Genomic DNA, 17,700 nt, shown 5'->3' with positions numbered 1-17,700 from the left:
ATGGTAGAATCATTCTGATTCTACCATGAGAGGGCATCACCCCAGATAGGAAGTCTTGGTAGGCTACTTTCAGAGTTAGATCGGTCGCGGTGTTCGTCTGCAGAATATACTGAACCTCAGAGGCGAAACGCGAATTCGAGAAAAGAAGTTATAATGCGATAAAAAAGGAGCTCACAGCCCTATCAGGATGTTGAACTCCTTTTCTTTAGATTGCCAGAATCTTCTCTTCCTTACTCTTTTTAGCTTCTGTTGATCGTAGACTAGCAATATTCATGAGTTGTTCCATTGTATTCAGGGGATCATCAGCACGCTCTTCATGTCGCTGTCCCCCAATTACTCCTGCCGAAATACTTATCTCTATTCCATATGAAAAATCGTGCCTACCAATAATATCCGTCAAACTGTAAGCTAAGGCTGCTGCTTCGTCCAAGTGTGCTGGTAACAAAAGAGCAAATTCATCTCCTCCGAAACGGCACAAAAAGGCCTCCGAAGGAATATTTTCGCTTAACACTTTGCTCACTTCGACTAAAATAATGTCCCCTACTGTATGACCGTAAGTTTTATCAATTACACCAAAATTGTTTAAATCTAAAAAAATAATGCTGATTTCTTGCTTATTTCCTAGGAGTCGAACACCGTGATAGTATATGTAATCACTCTTATAAAGCCCGGTTAGCAAGTCAGTATGGGACGCTAAATGTATATCGAGCAGATTGCGGGATAGAATACCGGATAACAGTCCTTCCTCCTGAACCAATAACACATCCAATCCTGTATCTTCAAAAAGTTCTTTGGCCTCCCAAAGCGGCATTTCTGCAGGAATGATTACTGGTTCCTGGCACATAGCGTCGGCAACAATTCTATTGGGATGCGTTCTCAGTAAATCCTTGTATGTTATTACTCCAACCAGATTATCTGCGTCCATTACCGGACAACAACCATTTCCCGATTCCAATAGATATGACCTAATCTTGGACACTCCATCCAAAACATTAACCGCTGAAAATTCTTTAGAATAGATATTTGCAACTCGCTTCACGTTTATCATAAATCGATAGATTTGCTGACGTGCACAGTTATGTTGACATGGGCTTTAATAATCATGCTTGCGTCAACTATCCTTTCTCCCTCCTCAATAATAAATTGACTTAATTTTTCTTCCTCGATCATCTTGATAAGAGCATTGCGTACTACGATGGCCTCTATGACCGGGTGATTAACCTTAATGATTTTGTATTGATCTGGGCTAAGGACATCGACCATCCTTTTCACTGCCTCCGGACCGATAGGTGCATCTCGACCCACAATTAAAACGTCTTGCATGGGAGGCATTTCAAATTCAGTAAGGTGCATTTGAATCTCTGCTCTTTTGGGTTCTTTCACAATACCCACGGTAAGACCTCCATTTGAAAAATATATTTTAACCCTAGAATTAGTTTATCTCAAATAATCATTACCATTCTTAATAAAAAACACCGCCTGGCTGCGGTTCAACTCACAAACTCGTGAAGTGCAATTATGAATCACTCCAGACCAATTTTCAACACATTATTTGTATCATAATCCATAATCTACTATTTTTCAACTATTTCTGAAATTTTAATTCTTACCAGGAAGGCAGTTTGAATAATAGCCCCCACTAATTTTCATCTTAGCCGCATTTGGTCCAATCTCCGTTATAACCTCCCTTCTGTATTAAATTTCATATATAGACAATTTACGCTAAAGGCTTTATAATTTTTAAAACAATGGAAATATTTATCATACTATGAAGAGCAAAATTGTCGAAAGACAATGACGCAAAGCTAAAGGGTCTAATGCATTAGCAATGATAGCCAGCTGCCAGGAGATTTACTTCCTGGTATTTTATTTTTCTAATTGGTTACGTTTATTCCATTTACACCAAAGGTTTTGAACAAAGAATTAAACCACACTAAATTTGGAATGGATTCGCACGGGGTTAAACAGTTTGTATAACTGGGGGGTTAAACTTGAAGAAAATACTTGTGGCTGACGACGAAAGAGCCTTAAGGATGCTAATTACCGGAACATTGGAAATAGGTGACTTTTCAGTGGTTGAAGCCGATAATGGCATGGATGCTTGGAAAATAATTACCCAGGAAAGACTCGATCTTGTGATTCTAGATGTTATGATGCCGGGAATGACAGGTTATGAAGTTTGCCGATTGATCAAATCTACCCATGGACTGCAGAAAATTAAAGTAATAATCCTTACGGCTAAGGGACAGCAATCCGATAAAGAGGCAGCGCGGGAGGCACTTGCTGACTTTTATATCGCCAAACCGTTTAGCCCGGCCCAGCTGTTATCTATTGTGGAAGAGATTTTGGGAGATTAAAAAATATGAAGAGAAAAATCATATATAGAAACGTTTTAATGGCGGAACAACTGCGTAGGGAAAACGATGAACTGGCATACCTCAATGCTCAACTCATAAATAAACAAGCTGAGCTCCAGGAACAGAAAGCAATCGTCGAAGAACTCAATGCCCAATTAGAAAAGGAAAGCAACAAGAATCAAAAGCAAAAGGATACCCTGCAGGCGATCATCGACTCAATAGAGACCGGTATCGCCATGATTGATACTACTGGCAAAACAATCTTTATGAATAAGTTTTGGCGAAGGATCTTTCGTTACGATAATGGGAACGATGGTATGCATACTAGCTCGTGGGGCAATTTTGATGCCGACAGTTTAATCCGAAAGGTTGTTGCCGGGTCGACTAACGCCGAGCAAATACTAGCAAGGCTAAGTGAGTCGCTGGATAACTTTGATAAAAATTACCGAGAGGAATTAGAATATAGTGAATTTGCACATAGGTACTGCAGGATCTCTTCAGAACCTTGCCACTCCTCCGACAACCAAGCACTTGGACGGATTTTCCGTTTCCGAGATATTACTCGTTATAAGGAAATTGATTTACTCAAATCGGAATTGATCAGCACTGTGAGTCATGAACTGAGGACCCCAATGAGTAGTATTATGGGTTTTTCTGAACTGCTTTTGACTCGTCAGTTGTCACCGGAGCGTTCAAAGCAATACATTGAGATAATTCACGAACAAGCCGACCGATTAACAAAGCTCATTAGTGACTTCTTAGACATCCAGCGCATGGAAAGTGGCAAGCAAATCTTCGACAAGCAGCGCATCAATTTTGAAGAGGTCATTAGTCAAACAAGTGAATTATTTGGCAATACCGGAGAAAAACATAAGATTATTTTTAACTTCGACCAATTAGAACCCATTTTCATTTATGGTGATCGTGATAAATTGTTACAAGTAATGTCCAATCTATTGTCCAACGCCATTAAATATAGCCCCCGGGGAGGAGAAATTTCCATCAGAGTTCTAGTCCATGATGATATGCTTCAAGTCAGTATTACGGATCATGGTTTAGGGATACCTGAGGAAGCAAAAACAAAGCTTTTTGAAAAGTTCTTCAGAGTGAATAATAACGACCGCCGTGAAATTGGTGGGACAGGATTGGGGTTGGCCATTTGCAAGGAAATTATACAAGCTCATAATGGGATAATCTGGGTTGAGTCACTCTATGGCGTGGGAAGTACTTTCCATTTTACTCTTCCGATTGAGCAACCAGCTTCATCATGGTCTCAAAGCACCTTTATAATTAAAGAACACCCTATGATCAACGAATATGGAAAACATTCAATTCTGATTGTTGAAGATGATGAGAATTTAGCGAACCTAGTTGAAACAATTCTTAAAGAAGACGGTTTTACCATACATACTGTAAACAGTGGAGAAGAGGCCCTTAGATTAATTGATCAAGTTAATTACAAAATAATTATTTTGGATATCAAATTAGCCGGGAAGCTTACGGGATGGGATGTAGTAAAAGCACTTAAGGACAATAAGAAAACCAATCATATACCCGTAGTAATTTCCAGCATCTATGAAAACAATGGCGGATCTCTATCAAAAGATATAAGCGATTACCTTGTAAAACCATTTAAACCTGAACAACTTCTAAATGTCGTTCATAAGGTTATGAACGAGTCTGTCAAAGCCAAGATGTTTATGCACGGTGACGAAAGCTTAGATGAACATTTAGAAAAGATTTTAAGCCAGAATGGAATTAGAGTTAAAGAGATTAAAAGTAATGATAGCATTTTTATGATTACTTTGGAAGGTGACATTTACAATGGAACAAAGGAATGATGAATTACAGGAACTATTGAACAGGTCTCAACAGTTTTTCTTAGAAGATTTGCTGCCTAAGATTGAAAAAATAATCAGTTGGGTAAACATGCCTGCTAATCAATTATCTTCTGAAATGTTTGAGGAGATCTTACGACTGTTTCATTCATTAAATGGTACAGCCTCTACATTAGGGTTAGCACGGCTTTCGGAACTTGGTAAAGAGGGTGAAACATCGGTAAAGGATTTTATGACCGGTGATCACCCAAAAACAGGCTTTGCGGAGGTAATTACTACATCCCTTAATGAAATCCTGCATCTGCTTATTAGTACTCGGCCAAGCAGCAATGATGTGGTATCAGGTCAAAAATTTTTGAATTATACAAATATGCCCGAAGCAGGTAAGATCCTTTTAATTGATGATGATATCACTGTCCTAAATATACTCGAAAGCATTTTTACGAGCGAGGGATATACTGTATATATTTGCGATGATTCACAAACTGCGATGGATATTATTGCACTAAGCAAACCTGATCTTATATTATTGGATATATTAATGCCCAAGGTAGATGGATATGAGATTCTAGCTAGAATTAAGGAAAAACCCGATTACTCGGATATATGCGTAATTTTTCTGAGTGCAATGAATGATATTGAGACAAAAATAAAGGCAATGGTATCGGATATAGACGACTATATAACCAAACCTTTTAATCTCAGAGAAGTAATCTTACGAGTTGAGATGGTCCTAAGACGTGCAAAAAAATATAAAGAAAAACTCTTACTCGACAGTCTCACGGGTGCCTACTCGAGATATTATTTAAATGAACGTTTTAAAGACGAATTAGAAAGGTATAGGAGGAATAAAACCATCTTTTCAGTTGCTTTTATCGATTTAGACTTTTTTAAGCGTATAAACGATAATTACGGGCACATAACGGGTGATTTTGTACTCAAGCAATTTGCAGAATTCATAGGTATAAACATTAGAGAATGTGATTGTCTCTTCCGCTATGGAGGTGAAGAATTTATTCTTTTTTTGCCGGATACTAATGAGCAGCATGCTTTCCTTGCGGTTGACCGTTTACGGGAAGCTTTTACGAAAAAACCGATATGTTTTTCTGGAAATGATCTTTACATTACTTTTAGCTGTGGCATTAAGGAGGTTGACGAGAAGGTTAAATCGGTGAGTCAACTCCTCGGTATGGTTGATGAAGCAATGTATGCAGCTAAGAAAGCGGGAAGAAACAAAGTCGTCAAATATAGCGGCTTGAGTAATGAAACAAAAAAATCAAAGACGCTCCTTATTGTGGATGATGAAAGCACAATACTTAAATTATTAAGCGAACGTTTTTGTGGAGCTGGTTATAATGTGGTCCTTGCCTCTACCGGTCAGCAAGCGATTCAAATTGCTGGTGAGCAATTCATTGATGCCATCGTGTTAGATCTGATCCTTCCAGATGTAGATGGCCTAGAAATATGCCGCAAAATCAAAGAAAATCCTCTCTCAAGTAATACCCGAATCGTAATCTTATCTAAGAGATCTAGTGAAAGTGATATCATCGAAGGGTTTCATTGCGGGGCGGATGACTATGTAACCAAACCGTTTTCCATTGCTGAATTAGAAGCCCGGATAATACGTATCCTCAAATATTAGTGACCTTATTTTCTGATTGAAAGACGTACTGTCGAGTACGTTAGAAATACCACTCTCACACAGATAGATAAAATGCCCTCACACAGTAGAATCAAGATGCTCTACTATGTGAGGGCATTTTATCTAGGTGTTCTGTGGCCAATCTGGGAAAAATGCATTACCTTGGCTTAAGGGCATTTCCGCTTCCTTCTCAAATTCAACTTCTATATCCGTCTGATCGAGTGGCTTCGCCTGATACCGTGAGATATCAGTCCCACACGTTGGGCAAATCCATTTACCCTTCGTCAGGGCAGAATAAGAGAACTTCCTGCACACTGGGCATAATTTCTTATTCAGCGCGATCCCCCCTATCAACTATTTGCTCCATCTCCTATATTAACGGATGAATCTTAAGAATGTTCTCGGAAAAACGTTCATAACCTAAGTGAAATTTAACCTAAATCTTCCAAAACGTCAATAGAATTAGTCACTTTTCTACTCCATATACTCTTTCTGCCCACTGCCCGACTTATTTTGACTTTATTTCAGCCAGAATAACCTCGAGAGAAGTCGAAATAATCCTGATCAGACTTTGATGTTAGAGTACGACTTTTTTCTAGCCGATCTGTTCATTTCTTTACTCCTATAAGATCTAAATTTCACATACCAGTATACAAGAAGCCAAGGTACTCCACGCAAATCAAGTGGAGTCCCTCTGGCTTATGACCTTAACTATAGACTTCTACTATATGGCATTATGGCATTCACGCTTTAGCATTTCTCTCTTCTTTAGCTATCAGGATATTCAAATACTTAATCACCTTACCCGATTGTTGATCCAACTTCTTAAGACATCTTTGAGCCTTCTTCACGTCCCCTGCTTGGTAAGCCAAAGCTGCCTCATAGGCCATTTTATGCACGAGATGATGAGGCTCATCTAACGCTTTGAACTCAGCAGCATCTTTAAAGGGGTTATTCTCTAAGAAATACCACTTTCCTAACCGACAATTTTGGTGAGAGGTAACTTCTTCAGGCGTGACTTCCTCTATTCCCTTCAGCAAAGCCCCTTCCTGACTCACCCGCACGCGCCGCCTCAATCGCCGCATTAAGTGCGAGGAGATTCGTCTGGCTCGCAAGTCCTGTGATCGTTTCCGTAATCGTATCAATCTGTTTAGAAAGCGCACTTAAGGTCACCATAAGGTCTTCCGTTTCGAGGGTCTTGGCACGGATCGTAGCCATTCTTCCCACGGCATCTTCAACTGTCCCTTTCCCCCTCTCAGCAGTATCCAGCGTTGTCTGAGAATTCATGGCAGCAGATTGGCTTTGCTTCTTGGCAATTTGTGTTAGGGAGGAGAGCTCCAAGAGCACCTGAGAAGCCTCAAGAATGGATCCGTCATGCAGATCCCTTCCTGAGAGAATTCGAAAACGCGTGAAGCCAAACGAATCGTCGAATCGCTATTAAAATCCGTCTTGAAAGACCAAGGTACAATCTTTCGGCGATTCTTTTCTTTCAACCTTAAGCCTCCTGTCATTACGCAAAGGTAAAAGCTTACCTTCGTGACCGTTCGGTAACGAGGTAGTGTTGTTGTTTATTTTTAGGAGTTCTTACTTTTAAGTTCTTATTACCTTATCTTCTATTTTATTCTCAATAATTCCTGCTAAATTTCCCTATTTCCCAAGTTTTCTCTGTAATTCTCTATAACATGACTTTTAAAGCACGGGTTTTCTTGTATTATTTGCATATACTAGGTTTATTCTATTGCTAACTATCACGAATAACCCCGTTTCTTTAAGCATGGAATCAGAGATAGTTAGTTCCTCACTTTAATTGTATATTCTTGTTTAAAAGTTCGTAGGATTAATACGATAAAAGCAGGATTCTTTTAGAGTAAAGTCGAATTCGAGAAAAAAGGGGGTGCGAGCATGATTTTATTGATTTTCACCTTGCTAGTTGCGTTATTAGTGGCTATCTTTGCAGTCCAGAATGCTGCTCCAGTAGCAATCAATTTATTCTGGATCGTAGCTGAGGTACCCTTAGTCCTTGTTATTCTAGGTTCAGTGCTATCCGGCGCAATCATCGTCTTTTTAATCGCGATTTGGCGCGAGTTTAGAATCAAAAGAAAAGCCAAAGCTAAGCCTGAGATCAAAGCTGAAGTTAACCAGGAAGTTAAACCTGAGGGTAAACCCTGTGATGAAAATAAGGTTAAAGAGTAACTTTCTTGCCCCTATTCGATGATCTACCCTCCAAAAGTTAAGTCTTAAATTGATACAATATCTCAAAATCCAACTAATAATTGTACGGAAATCACAACTTATGGAACTTAAATATAGATTCGAATAATTAGTTTAGCCCCCAATTCGCCTACTATGAGCGAATTGGGGGCTTCTTTTTATAAATTTTCTATGTGTTTGCAGGTAATTTGGTGTGAATTTTGCATTATATTTCACTAGCAACAACTTAAGTTATTTTCCCCTTTTGTCAATTACGTAATCCGGGAAAGACACAGACTTAAGCTCTACTGCCTTATAGAAAAAGGTGAATTACGAGTAAAGGAGGTATCTCATGATCTTGCTGAAGATAGTCTAAAAAGGGCTAGTATAACGAGAAACTGATGACTCTTGGTTTGAGAATAATGTAGTGGAAATTGGAGGAAGAACGATGTCAAATAGCGATCATCCCTTTGCCAGTCCTAATCCAGCCGGATTGATGGTCTTAAGTTTTCTCTTAATCGGTGTTTTTTCGATATCCAGTGGTTATGCGTCTCATACATTAGCGGCTGCATTGATCCCTCTTGGTTTTGCCTCTGGACTTGTCCAATTTACGGTTGGTGTTATTGAACTTCGCAATGGACAGATTGTAGGCGGGAATATTATGTTAGGTTTCAGTCTCTTCTGTTTCATGACGATGTGGGCAGATCTCTTAAAACCGATGAATTTGATGCCGGCTAATACTGCAGATGTAACGGGATTTGTTTATACGCTCATGGCAATCTATATGATTTGCTTTACACTTCCATCTTTCTATAAAAACCTTGTGAACGTAGTTTTCATGATAACAACAGATATCTTCTTCTTAGGTACTGGGCTTTCTCAGCTTTTTGGAATCCCCGTATTTGCGACAATTGCCACTTGGTCTTTAGTTCCAATTGTAATAACGGCTATATGGCAAGCTGTAGGCGAAGTACTCAATACACAATTGGGACGCACAATCGTTAAATTTGGGCCACCGCTTTTAAGTGCACATCCTCCAATTACAGTAGTAAAAAGAGTTCAGAATTCTTGAAATAAGGACCTAAAAATACCTTCATCTCATATATTTTGTAGGTCAAAATGCGCAAAAAATGCAGGGAATAGCCCCCGTGAAATTCCGAAAAGGGAGAAATTTGCCCCTTTCGGAACGACACAGGGGCCGTTCCCTATGATTAACTGTTCAAATTTACAATTTTGCAACAGCCTCCGTCCGCCAATCTAAACGTATATACCCACAGGGCAGTTTTGATTACACAATGAGCATTCTCCACAATCCGTATCATCGGCTTGTTTTGACCCGGCTAAGAAACTTGCCAGGATCTGCGCTCTTTTCCCAGTGTAATGGTATCCCTTCTCTAATCCTTCAGCTTGATATTTTGGACAATCGACCAAACAACCTCCGCAGTGTAGGCATTTAAGCACCTCATACTCCTGGCTTTCAGCCGCTGCCAAGCGTCCATTATCCAGTAAGATGACATACACCTCTTTGGGGCCGTGCATACCCTGAACCATTTTAAACTCGATATCCGCTGTGCGGCTAGGACCATGGATGAAGGAAATATAGTTAAGGAGATCCCTTCCTAGCCCATACACACTAATCCCCCGGCATACGGCTAAGGCATCTTCGAGTGCAGGAACAATCTTATTAATTCCTATCACCACAATATGGTTATACGGAAGATTCGAGGTGAATCGTACATTCCCCTCACTTTCTAACAGGGCAAGGGTTCCATTTTGTCCAACAATCGCCTCCGCCCCTGTAATTCCATACTCTACATGCGCTACCTGCTCCTTGATTTCATCCTTAACCTGAGTTACCCATTCTCTATTCGGGATTGACGTATTGATGCTAGCAATCCAAGGATGTACGTCGATTTCAGTCCCGGCAACCCTCTCTCCCAGATCGGTATTCAGAACTTCAACCTGCTGCGATTTTAAATAATTTCTCAGAGCAATCTCGGTAAAAATAGGATTCTTACTCATGGCTACACGCTGATTTCCCGCTAGGATTTTTAGGATTTGCTCTTGTGCCTCCGCAGCATCTTTGGCAAAAATCACATGACAGCCTTTAGCCTTTAACGAGGAAGTTGCCTTCTCCACATGGGCTTTGAGGTTATTTGCTACCGTACTTTTGATTTCCTGTACTTGGTTAGCTAAATTAGGATACTCTCGAAGAAGTATTTCGCGGCGAGAACCGATTTGCTTTAAGATAGCTTGAACTTTCGTACTGCTCATACTTCTGATCTCCTTCCATAGGCTCGGCTTAGAATCTGGACTACATGAGAAACGTTTTGCTTCATCTCGTGCTGAGCAATCCCATCACGGAAATGCACCATACACCCGGGACAACTCGTAGCCAGTGTGGTGGCTTGGGTATCGGCAACGTTCTGTAATTTACCTTCATTAATTCGATGCGAAAGTTCATAGAAGCTTAAGCTAAAGGATCCGCCGAAACCACAGCACGCATCGGCATCCTGCATTTCCACATAATCGACTCCAGGAATCTTCTGAATAATTTCCCGTGGCTCCTTTTTTACTCCCATACTGCGGGCGAGGTGACAGGGATCATGATAGGTCACCTTTTCCAGGAGTTGTTGACTGGGAAGCTTTAACTCGATATCTTCGCTCAGAAACTCGTTAATATCTTTAACCTTCCTCGCGAGTTTCTTCACTTTATCCTGAATCTCTGGTGATTCCTCCGCAAAAAGCTTAGGATACTCTTCTTTATAAGCGACTGCACAGCTCGGGCAAACAAAAACCAAAGCATCCATATCAAAAGAACTATAGGTCTCGATGTTTTTCAAAGCCATCGCTTTGGCATGGGCCAGATCACCGCTTACAATGCTGGGGATTCCACAGCAAACATTTTCTTTGGCGAGTTTGACCTCGACATTGTTTTCTCCCAAGACATGAAGAAGAGCTTCACCAAGATCTGGTTCGGTATAATTCACAACACATCCAGGATAAAAACCTACTTTTTTAATCGGTTTAGCAATCGTTTTGGGATGCGCGGTTTCCTCAAAGGACTTTCCTGAGAATCGAGGAATCACGCGTTCTTTCGGTAAACCAAAGGACTCTAAAGACAAGCGGGAGGTCATCCCCATCTTCGACTCTTTTAAAGCCAGCTTCCCGAACGTAGTCGCTAGCTTGCTTACCGTCGGCAAGGCTTGAGGTTTGGTGAGCGTCGAGAAGATGAAATCTTTTTTCCAGCCTACCCCTTCTTTGGCCACTACCTTTTGGCGAAGCTTCCATAACATGTCCGGAGTCGACATCTGGACTGGGCATGCGGTTTGACACTTCTGACAACCGATGCAGAGCGATAAGCCATTTTCTTCGGATTTTGCCAGACCATCATGAAAGGCAGCAAAGACTATACCGCGTCCCCCCAGATACTTATACCCGTAGTTGCCGCCGACTTCCCCATAAACCGGGCAAAAATTCAGACAACTCCCACAGTTAATACAGTAAAGAGACTCTATAAATCCTGCTTCGATCGCTTCCTTACGACCGTTCTTCAATAAGACGATGTGCACCTCTTTTGGACCTTGACCCTGCACGAGCTCCTTAAGATCAGGATCAAGAGATTCGCTTACCCCGGAGATCACGGAAACATACGTCCCGATATCCTGACCCACGCCATAGACCGCTGCAGCCCGTACCACTTGCATGGCATCTTCGAGGGTGGATACTATTTTCTCCACGCCTGCAATCACAATGTGGACTTTAGGCATCATAGTCACAGCCCTGATATTACCTTCATTTTCAGTTACGAAAACACTTCCCGTATCAGCTGCAATCGCATTCGCTCCCGAGATACCCACATCCGCTTTAACTAAAAAATCACGGAGTCCTTTTCGGGCAGACACCACCAACGCTTCAGGAGTGCACTCTAACGTTGTTCCTGCCTCTTCCGAAAAAAGCTCAGTCACTTTTTCGATAGGAATATGGATAGCAGGTGCCAGAGAGTGACTCGCTTCACACTTAGCCAGCTGATTAATTCGGTCTCCGAGATCGGTTTCCACGACCGTCACGCCACGATCTTCGAGGTAATGCGAGATATTGATTTCTTTACCCGCATTCGACTTAGACTTAACCACCAATCCCTCGCTTGGAATTAGACTTGCGATATACTTCTGAGCATCTTCCGTCGTTTCTGCGAGATACACCTTACACCCTTTATTCTCCAAGGACTTCTGCGCTTTCGCGATCACCTCATCCAAATGATTCATACTGTATTCTTTGATACCACGCAACCGGTTGGAAAGCTCGGGATAATTCGGAACCATCTTAAGCATAGCCGGACGAATCACATCAAAAGCACGCAATCTTCCCTTCCGAGACTCCATATCATGAAGCCCTTCAGTGACCTTGTTCTTTACTATTTTATAGGTTTGATTACTCATGGTCTAACATCTCCTCTCTTGGATTATCAAAATACCGAAATCATAAAATGCAAAACATCAAAATGCCAAAAAATGTAGGGAATTGCCCCGTGCAATACCGAAAGAGGGATTTCCAACCTTTCGGAACGACACAGGGATCGTTCCCTACGTTCCCTACGTTCCCTCGATGGCCTCGCCACAACTAATCTTATCGAGGTACTACTTTACTAACAAGTCACGACCTAACTAACACTTGGGAATCTACCTTCGCTCCGCCCAGATAGGCTTCCACCACGCGAGGATTGCTAGCGACCTCTTGAGCCTTTCCGTGCAGGACGATCTTTCCTGTTTCTAGAACATAGGCATAGTGGGCAATCTTTAAGGCCTGACGAACATTTTGCTCAACGAGGAGAATAGTCGTACCTTCCTGATTAATCTCCTGAATAACCTTAAAGATATCAGCTACGACCAGAGGGGCTAAGCCCATAGAGGGTTCATCAAGCAATAGAAGCTTAGGTCTTGCCATAAGAGCACGGGCGATTGCAAGCATTTGCTGCTGCCCTCCGGAAAGGGTCCCCCCTAATTGCTGTTTACGTTCCTCTAAGATAGGGAAACGCTGAATAACCTTTTTTAAATCGGCTTGAACGTCGTTATCTTTTCTTTGGTAAGCTCCCATTTCCAAGTTCTCCAAGACCGTCATCCCGGATAATATGTTCCGGCCTTCTGGGACCAAAGACATTCCCTGGTTTACGATCTTATGCGGGGCTAAGCCCTGTATCTCCTGGCCTTGAAACTTAATGTGCCCGGCCTGAGGCTTGAGAAGCCCAACAAGAGATTTCATTGTGGTCGTTTTCCCAGCACCGTTCGCCCCGATAAGGGATACAATCGAGCCTTCGGGAACCTCTATATCAATCCCTTTGATTGCTTTAATACTGCCATAACTCGTTGTCAAACCGCTAATCCTCAGCATCTCTACGCCTCCTCCCGGCCCAAATAAGCCTCAATGACCGACGGGTTCTGCTGAATCTCAGCCGGATTACCTTCGGCAATCTTTTGTCCGAAGTTAATCACCACGAGTCGATCACAAACGTTCATTACCAGGTTCATGTCATGTTCGATCAAAATGACGGTCTTACCCGTCATTTGTATTTTCTTAATCAGAAGACTTAGGTCTTCGGTTTCACTCTCATTCATCCCCGCTGCAGGTTCATCGAGCAGGATTAAATCGGGTTCTGTGGCTAGCGCTCTGGCAATCTCCAAACGACGCTGCTGCCCATAGGGTAGCGAACCCGCAGGCGTATCTGTGACTTCTTCGATGCCAACCAACTTAAGTAGGTCCAGAGCGCGTTCTCTGGTCTTCTTCTCTTCCTTGCACTGGGCAGGAGTGCGCCATAATCCCGTCCATACTCCAGCCTTAGTTCGGCAATGTGCCCCGACCATGACATTATCCAAAGGACTTAAATGGCCAAATAAACGGATATTCTGGAAGGTCCGAGCTAAGCCTAATGCCGTAACCTTATACGGTCGTATTCCTAGCAAATTCTTACCCTTATAGGTGATCTTTCCCTCAGTGGGAGGGAATATCCCCGTGATGAGGTTAAAGAGCGTTGTCTTTCCTGCACCATTTGGACCAATAATCCCTAAGATTTCTCCCTCATTCACCTTAAAGCTGATATCGCTTAACGCATTCAAACCACCAAAGCTTTTACTGACTTGATCAAGGACTAACGTCATTGCTTAATCCTCCTTTTAAGCTTACCCTTCCAGAAACGAACAGTATCCTCACTAATGAGGCCCTGAGGCCGAAAGGCCATCATAGCAACCATAAGCGCTCCGTAAATCATCATTCGGTATTCTGAAGCCGAGCGTAACAGTTCAGGGAGCAAGGTGAGGAGTAAGGCCCCGATGATTGGACCAATAATTAAATCGCTTCCACCTAAGACAGCAAAAGTAAGGATTTCCACAGTACGATGGTAGGCAAAATCTTTCGGTCCGATAAAATAAGTTAAATGCGCAGATAGACCACCAGCAACTCCGGCGATAAAAGCCCCTAAAGCAAAGGCCAGTAGCTTGTAATAGGTCGTATTAATCCCCATGGCTTCGGCTGCTGGCTCATCCGCTTTAATAGCGGCAAACGCCCGCCCAACTCTCGACCTATTCAGTCTTACACAGAAAAAGAACAGAAAAGCGAGAACGAGGAGGAGAACAGCTAATACCAGCAAGTTACTGGTCTGCTGAGGGGTTAATCCTCCGATTCCCTCGGACAAACCCAAGGAAGAAAGCAATTTACCAAACTTTAATCCAAGGGTCGGAATTCCCGATATCCCTAAGGCACCATTCGTAATTTTTAAGTTTAAAATGATAACACGAACAACTTCTCCAAAGCCAAGCGTAGCAATCGCTAGGTAAATCCCCGTCAGTCGTAACGCTGGGAAGCCGATAATTATGGAAATAAGACTGGCGGCAAGACCACCGACTGGGACAGCCAAATAAACGGGTAAGCCTGCTTTTATAGTCAGGATCGCACCCGTATAGGCTCCAATGCTCATGAATCCGGCATTTCCCAGAGATAACTGCCCGGTCGATAGCGTCATATAAATGCTCACCCCGAGGATGGCATTGAGCAAGACGAACATCGCAATCTGAAGATAATATTGGTTCAATATAACTGCCATTTTAAAAACGCCCTCCTTGCCGCGACGAAGATCCAAAAAGTCCTTGAGGACGAATAAATAAGATCAGAATAATCATACCGAAGGCTATAGCATCTCGATAGGACGAGGCACCATAAGCAACTGTAAAGACTTCGGCGATCCCTAAAATCAGCCCTCCCACCATTGCTCCGGTGATATTGCCCATCCCGCCAAGAATCAGAACAGCGAGCCCTTTCAAGCCCATGCTCAAGCCCATCGTGGGTTCAATTGCATTAAAGGAGAGCCCAACCAGAACTCCGGCAACTCCACCTAACCCTGAAGCGAGGGCGACGGTTAACAAGATGATCTTATTCGTATTGATACCAAGCAGATTAGCTGTCTCGATGCTCTCCGCAGTTGTTCGGATGGCTTTACCCACCCGCGTTTTAGACAGCCAAAAACGAAGAATAACCATCAAACCAAAGGATATCGCCAGAATTACAACTTGGACGAGAGTAATCTGAACTGGACCCAGCTGCATCTGAACTCCGGATAAAGCTCCCGCAGAAAACGCCTGTGTTTGCGGTCCAAAAACCTTTAAAGCCAGATTTTCAAGAAAGATGGATACCCCGATCGTGCTAATTAAAGGAGCCAGATGAGAAACGGCCCGGCGTCTCAAGGGACGCAGGGCAAGCGTTTCCATAAGAATTCCTAGCAACGCACCGGCCACCATTGCACCAATCATAGCCACAAAGATATTTACCCCTAGATAGTTCACCATAATTAAGCCGATGAAGGCTCCGAACATAAATATCTCACCGTGAGCCATATTGATAATGTTTAGGACCCCCATGATTAGGGTATATCCCAAAGCAACTAATGAATACGTACTTCCTAATGTCAGACCATTGACCAATTGCTGCCAGAACAAGATCTTCACTCCTAAAGTTTATTTTAGTTCGGTAAACTGACCATCCTTAACGATCAAGACAGTAGCTTCCATCAACGGATTCCGTTTTTCATTAAAAGCAAACTTCCCGGTAACACCTTGGAAATCTTTAATGTTAGCGAGGCTGTCGCGCAATCTTTTGCGGTCTGTGGTTGTTCCGGCTTTTTCCAAAGCACTAGCGTAGATGTAAAGCGCATCATAAGCTTGAGCTGCAAACTGGTCAGGCACTTTGTTGTATTTTGCTTTATAGTCAGCTACAAACTTCTTAATCTTATCGTTTTCTTTACCAGGATACCAAGGGCTTGCAACGACTGCTCCATCTGCTGCTTTTCCGGCGATTTTGATTAACTCTGGAGAGTTAAAGCCATTCGTTCCGACGAAGGGAACCATAATCCCAATTTCTCTTGCTTTCTTTAAGACAAGAGCTGCTTCCTGATAGAGACTTGATACCATCACGGCATCTGGGTTTAATGAGGCAATCTTTGTCAACTGAGCGGAGTAATCTGTATCTTTATCTGCAAAGGTCTCAGTAGCGATAATTTCTACGCCAATCTCCTTAAGGGTTTTCTCAATGGTCTTATAACCAGACACTGCCCAGTCGTTATTGCTGGAATACATGACCGCTACTTTTTTCAAGTTATATTTCTCAACCGCCTTCTTGACGGCTTGCGGAACTGCCGATGACTCAGGCAAAGCATTCCGGAAGACAAATTCACCAAGCTCAGTTATTCCTTCGGCCGTGGTTGAAGTTCCCATGATTGGAACTCCTGATTGATTGGCAACCGGGCCAGCCGCAAACATTTCTCCACTTAAGGTTGGCCCAATAATTCCAACGACATTATCCTTATTGACTAGTTTATTAACCGCATTAATCGCTTCGGTATTGTTCCCACGTGAATCCTCATAGAGGAGTTCGATTTTAACCTTGCCTTGCGCATTGATTTCATCTTTAGCGAGATCCAAGCCTTCCTTAATGGCTTGACCATAGGCAGCTCCGCCTCCAGACATATAGGCGACGACACCGAGCTTAGCTACTCCTCCACCTTGTGAACCTGAACTTGCTGCGGGAGCTGAAGACCCTCCACATCCAGCTGTTGTTAGTAGCAGTGCTCCTATTAACATTCCAGTAAACAACTTTGTAATTCTCTTTTTCATTGTTATAAATACACCTTCCTTATTCTGATTGTGTTACATAATAGACTTATTATTCGTCGAATTTTATAGAAAACCTTCTTAATTTTTACTAATAGCAAAAATATTTACTAAATAAAAACGACCAACTTCTCGTTATTTGAGCTGTTGGTCGTTTTTATTTGTTTAAGAATTATTTCGCAGCATCTTTTAGAACCTTGCCTACAGCCTCTAATACTGCTTTACTAGACAATGTTGCTCCTGAAACAGTATCAACACCCTCAGTAGTTTGCTTTTTAATAATCTCAGGAATTAAACCATCTTCAACAGAGTCGATCATTGCGGGTGTTTCCTTATTATCGAGAACATTGATTTCCGATAGTTTTCCATTTGCAACCTTTACTTCTACTTTAACATCTCCGCCCTTACCTTTGCCCACAGCTGAATATGTCCCATCCTTATATTTCGCGCCACTTGAACATCCTACTACTGTAAATATGAGTACTACTGCTGCAAATAATATTAGTATTTTTTTCATC

16 protein-coding genes, 2 pseudogenes and 1 riboswitch are annotated in these 17,700 nt (G+C 42.2%); of the genes and pseudogenes, 5 read left to right on the top strand and 13 right to left on the bottom strand.

The annotated features are described in order from the left end of the window. Nucleotides 1-205 precede the first annotated feature (205 nt). The 3 genes and pseudogenes from ACZ42W_RS02685 to ACZ42W_RS02675 form a co-directional block, all read right to left on the bottom strand. The gene (locus ACZ42W_RS02685) at nucleotides 206-925 is read right to left on the bottom strand and encodes a GGDEF domain-containing protein (protein ID WP_464170841.1); all 720 of its coding nucleotides are present in this window, start codon (nucleotides 923-925) and stop codon (nucleotides 206-208) included. 9 nt (nucleotides 926-934) lie between these two features. After that, nucleotides 935-1,048 (bottom strand): annotated as a pseudogene (locus tag ACZ42W_RS02680) (hypothetical protein); the annotation flags it as partial. Further along, nucleotides 1,045-1,392, bottom strand: a complete 348-nt coding sequence (locus ACZ42W_RS02675) for a hypothetical protein (protein ID WP_464168286.1) — start codon at nucleotides 1,390-1,392, stop codon at nucleotides 1,045-1,047. The gene ACZ42W_RS02675 and the pseudogene ACZ42W_RS02680, both read right to left, overlap by 4 nt. Nucleotides 1,393-1,764: 372 nt before the next feature. Next, nucleotides 1,765-1,847: riboswitch (cyclic di-GMP riboswitch) on the top strand. 144 nt (nucleotides 1,848-1,991) lie between these two features. Here ACZ42W_RS02675 and ACZ42W_RS02670 point away from each other — a divergent pair. Genes ACZ42W_RS02670 through ACZ42W_RS02660 form a run of 3 tightly spaced genes read left to right on the top strand, consistent with a single transcriptional unit; the run spans nucleotide 1,992 to nucleotide 5,837 of the window. Continuing rightward, entirely contained in the window at nucleotides 1,992-2,357 is a 366-nt protein-coding gene (locus ACZ42W_RS02670; RefSeq protein WP_464168284.1) for a response regulator transcription factor, read from the top strand. A 5-nt stretch (nucleotides 2,358-2,362) separates the two neighbouring features. Further along, the gene (locus tag ACZ42W_RS02665; protein ID WP_464168282.1) at nucleotides 2,363-4,198 is read left to right on the top strand and encodes an ATP-binding protein; all 1,836 of its coding nucleotides are present in this window, start codon (nucleotides 2,363-2,365) and stop codon (nucleotides 4,196-4,198) included. Next, entirely contained in the window at nucleotides 4,182-5,837 is a 1,656-nt protein-coding gene (locus ACZ42W_RS02660; protein ID WP_464168280.1) for a response regulator, read from the top strand. Before ACZ42W_RS02665 ends, ACZ42W_RS02660 begins: the two co-directional genes overlap by 17 nt. A gap of 123 nt (nucleotides 5,838-5,960) precedes the next feature. Here ACZ42W_RS02660 and ACZ42W_RS02655 read toward each other — a convergent pair whose 3' ends face one another. Further along, nucleotides 5,961-6,191 carry a transposase family protein gene (locus tag ACZ42W_RS02655; RefSeq protein WP_464168278.1) on the bottom strand — a complete coding sequence of 77 codons (231 nt, stop codon included), beginning with the start codon at nucleotides 6,189-6,191 and terminating at the stop codon, nucleotides 5,961-5,963. 389 nt (nucleotides 6,192-6,580) lie between these two features. Continuing rightward, nucleotides 6,581-7,205: pseudogene (locus tag ACZ42W_RS02650) on the bottom strand (methyl-accepting chemotaxis protein); the annotation flags it as partial. Nucleotides 7,206-7,739: 534 nt separating this feature from the next. On the opposite strand from ACZ42W_RS02650, the gene ACZ42W_RS02645 reads away from it, so the two are divergent. Beyond that, complete coding sequence (locus ACZ42W_RS02645) at nucleotides 7,740-8,030, top strand: LapA family protein (RefSeq protein WP_464168276.1); 291 nt, start codon at nucleotides 7,740-7,742, stop codon at nucleotides 8,028-8,030. 445 nt (nucleotides 8,031-8,475) lie between these two features. Further along, nucleotides 8,476-9,099 (top strand): acetate uptake transporter family protein, encoded by a 624-nt coding sequence (locus ACZ42W_RS02640; protein WP_464168274.1) that lies wholly within the window; start codon nucleotides 8,476-8,478, stop codon nucleotides 9,097-9,099. Between the two features lie 185 nt (nucleotides 9,100-9,284). On the opposite strand, the gene ACZ42W_RS02635 is transcribed toward ACZ42W_RS02640, so the two are convergent. The 8 genes from ACZ42W_RS02635 to ACZ42W_RS02600 all read right to left on the bottom strand — a co-directional run bounded on the left by ACZ42W_RS02635 (nucleotide 9,285) and on the right by ACZ42W_RS02600 (nucleotide 17,699). Continuing rightward, nucleotides 9,285-10,301: an LUD domain-containing protein gene (locus tag ACZ42W_RS02635; protein WP_464168272.1), complete on the bottom strand. Its 1,017-nt coding sequence runs from the start codon at nucleotides 10,299-10,301 to the stop codon at nucleotides 9,285-9,287. Then, complete coding sequence (locus ACZ42W_RS02630) at nucleotides 10,298-12,469, bottom strand: LUD domain-containing protein (protein ID WP_464168270.1); 2,172 nt, start codon at nucleotides 12,467-12,469, stop codon at nucleotides 10,298-10,300. The genes ACZ42W_RS02635 and ACZ42W_RS02630 overlap by 4 nt, the downstream gene beginning before the upstream one ends. Nucleotides 12,470-12,683: 214 nt before the next feature. After that, entirely contained in the window at nucleotides 12,684-13,418 is a 735-nt protein-coding gene (locus ACZ42W_RS02625; protein WP_464168268.1) for an ABC transporter ATP-binding protein, read from the bottom strand. Between the two features lie 2 nt (nucleotides 13,419-13,420). After that, entirely contained in the window at nucleotides 13,421-14,182 is a 762-nt protein-coding gene (locus ACZ42W_RS02620) for an ABC transporter ATP-binding protein (protein WP_464168266.1), read from the bottom strand. Then, complete coding sequence (locus ACZ42W_RS02615) at nucleotides 14,179-15,123, bottom strand: branched-chain amino acid ABC transporter permease (RefSeq protein WP_464168264.1); 945 nt, start codon at nucleotides 15,121-15,123, stop codon at nucleotides 14,179-14,181. Before ACZ42W_RS02615 ends, ACZ42W_RS02620 begins: the two co-directional genes overlap by 4 nt. A 1-nt stretch (nucleotide 15,124) precedes the next feature. Beyond that, nucleotides 15,125-16,012, bottom strand: a complete 888-nt coding sequence (locus ACZ42W_RS02610) for a branched-chain amino acid ABC transporter permease (protein WP_464168262.1) — start codon at nucleotides 16,010-16,012, stop codon at nucleotides 15,125-15,127. An 18-nt stretch (nucleotides 16,013-16,030) separates the two neighbouring features. After that, the gene (locus ACZ42W_RS02605) at nucleotides 16,031-17,185 is read right to left on the bottom strand and encodes an ABC transporter substrate-binding protein (protein WP_464168260.1); all 1,155 of its coding nucleotides are present in this window, start codon (nucleotides 17,183-17,185) and stop codon (nucleotides 16,031-16,033) included. Nucleotides 17,186-17,354: 169 nt separating this feature from the next. Further along, nucleotides 17,355-17,699, bottom strand: coding sequence for an FMN-binding protein (locus ACZ42W_RS02600; protein WP_464168259.1), 345 nt, complete (start codon nucleotides 17,697-17,699; stop codon nucleotides 17,355-17,357). Between the last annotated feature and the right edge of the window lies 1 nt (nucleotide 17,700).

Source organism: Desulfitobacterium elongatum (assembly GCF_055378975.1).
The sequence above is the reverse complement of the archived record's forward strand: the minus strand, read 5'-3'. Positions and strand labels throughout refer to the sequence as shown.

Coding starts and splice junctions, on each gene's coding strand:
- ACZ42W_RS02685 (WP_464170841.1), bottom strand. CDS start 925: ATGGACGCAGATAATCTGGTTGGAGTAATAACATACAAGGATTTACTG.
- ACZ42W_RS02665 (WP_464168282.1), top strand. CDS start 2,363: ATGAAGAGAAAAATCATATATAGAAACGTTTTAATGGCGGAACAACTG.
- ACZ42W_RS02660 (WP_464168280.1), top strand. CDS start 4,182: ATGGAACAAAGGAATGATGAATTACAGGAACTATTGAACAGGTCTCAA.
- ACZ42W_RS02645 (WP_464168276.1), top strand. CDS start 7,740: ATGATTTTATTGATTTTCACCTTGCTAGTTGCGTTATTAGTGGCTATC.
- ACZ42W_RS02640 (WP_464168274.1), top strand. CDS start 8,476: ATGTCAAATAGCGATCATCCCTTTGCCAGTCCTAATCCAGCCGGATTG.
- ACZ42W_RS02635 (WP_464168272.1), bottom strand. CDS start 10,301: ATGAGCAGTACGAAAGTTCAAGCTATCTTAAAGCAAATCGGTTCTCGC.
- ACZ42W_RS02630 (WP_464168270.1), bottom strand. CDS start 12,469: ATGAGTAATCAAACCTATAAAATAGTAAAGAACAAGGTCACTGAAGGG.
- ACZ42W_RS02625 (WP_464168268.1), bottom strand. CDS start 13,418: ATGCTGAGGATTAGCGGTTTGACAACGAGTTATGGCAGTATTAAAGCA.
- ACZ42W_RS02620 (WP_464168266.1), bottom strand. CDS start 14,182: ATGACGTTAGTCCTTGATCAAGTCAGTAAAAGCTTTGGTGGTTTGAAT.
- ACZ42W_RS02615 (WP_464168264.1), bottom strand. CDS start 15,123: ATGGCAGTTATATTGAACCAATATTATCTTCAGATTGCGATGTTCGTC.
- ACZ42W_RS02605 (WP_464168260.1), bottom strand. CDS start 17,185: ATGAAAAAGAGAATTACAAAGTTGTTTACTGGAATGTTAATAGGAGCA.
- ACZ42W_RS02600 (WP_464168259.1), bottom strand. CDS start 17,699: ATGAAAAAAATACTAATATTATTTGCAGCAGTAGTACTCATATTTACA.